Raw genomic sequence first — 424 nt, forward strand, 5'->3', positions numbered from 1 at the left:
GTGTTGCCGAAGGCTACAGCCCCGAGGAAGCTGCCGTGTGGGGAGTTGCTACTGCCTCATACACCGTGACGGGTATTGGACCCGACGCGGGCGAGTTCACCGATGACGATATCCGTACCAAGGTAGAGAAATACTTCAGTACCAGTACTGCCAACGCTGTTCGCTAGTCTAGGGATATGGAAAAACTGCGTCGTCCTTATTGTGTTGGTACTGCCCTCATTCTCTGGATTGGGATACTGATACTCACCATCGTGCAGATTATTTCCGAAATTGTTGTAAGCGTACTGCACTCACAGACCCTCACAAACGTTATCTCTGACGACCTCACTGCGCACCTTGGTACTGCACAAAACCAGGTACAGAACCAGGCGAATAATGCTGGTGCAGGATACTCATCCGCGGAAATACACACGATGGCCGTCGC

General features: G+C 51.9%; 1 protein-coding gene. It reads left to right on the plus strand.

Going from position 1 to position 424, the window contains the following annotated elements; translation table 11 throughout:
- Positions 1-176: 176 nt before the first annotated feature.
- Positions 177-424, plus strand: a 248-nt coding sequence (locus tag VG543_RS21185) for a hypothetical protein (RefSeq protein ID WP_423181126.1), incomplete at its 3' end; no start/stop codon positions are given.

It is taken from the genome of Stenotrophomonas sp. CASM101 (assembly GCF_049384845.1).
GTDB classification, from domain to species: domain Bacteria; phylum Pseudomonadota; class Gammaproteobacteria; order Xanthomonadales; family Xanthomonadaceae; genus Stenotrophomonas; species Stenotrophomonas hibiscicola.